At 78.8% G+C, this 693-nt stretch carries 1 protein-coding gene; it reads right to left on the bottom strand.

The features are described 5' to 3' along the window. Positions 1–117 precede the first annotated feature (117 nt). Complete coding sequence (locus GTW08_RS24240; RefSeq protein WP_073576100.1) at positions 118–456, bottom strand: hypothetical protein; 339 nt, start codon at positions 454–456, stop codon at positions 118–120. Positions 457–693: the final 237 nt, after the last annotated feature.

Consider the following 693-nt stretch of genomic DNA (forward strand, 5'->3'; position numbering starts at 1 on the left):
GCCCCGCGCGGGTCGGACACGGCGCCGCGCGACGACGAGCCGTCCCGCCCGTCGACGCCGTCGGCCATGGCCCCGGGCCCGCGCCCGGCCGTCACGGGCGGTCGGGAGGACTGAGCGTCAGCTGCTCGCGCGGATCCCGTCGGCGACCTGCGCGAGCAGCACGAACGGGTCGGTGTCCGGCGGTCCCGCCGGCTGCCAGCGCTGCCCCGAGCCGGGGTCGGCGACGCGGTACAGCGTCCAGCTGCCCGGCCCGGGGTCGTCGGCCCGCAGCTGCGCCAGCGCCGTCGACGACCACGCCGTACCCAGTTCCGGGAACGCGGGCGGCCGGCGGTCGAGGATCGTGACGGTGCTGCCGGCCGTGGTGTAGGCGATCCGGCGCCGGTCGCTCTCGCCGTCGGGTACCTGCTCGGTGCACCAGGTCGCGAGCTGCGTGCGGACCTGCTCCGGGACTCCCATGGCGCGACATGGTCCCCGATGGGGCCTCGCGCGGGGAAGGGCGGCCTCCGTCGGAGGTCGTAGGCCGCAGTGCCGACCCGCGCCCGATGTGCCGGGGACGCGTTCCGGCGAGGCTCGACGGCATGATCACCGCATGCCGGACCGGCGGCCCGCCCCGCCGCGGCCCCGCCGCCGTCGCCCTGCTCGTCGTGCTGGTCGCGGCCCTGGTCGGCGGCTGCGGGTCCCCGGCCGCGCCGG

The sequence above is a fragment of the Pseudonocardia sp. SID8383 genome (assembly GCF_009864975.1).
GTDB lineage: Bacteria > Actinomycetota > Actinomycetes > Mycobacteriales > Pseudonocardiaceae > Pseudonocardia > Pseudonocardia alni.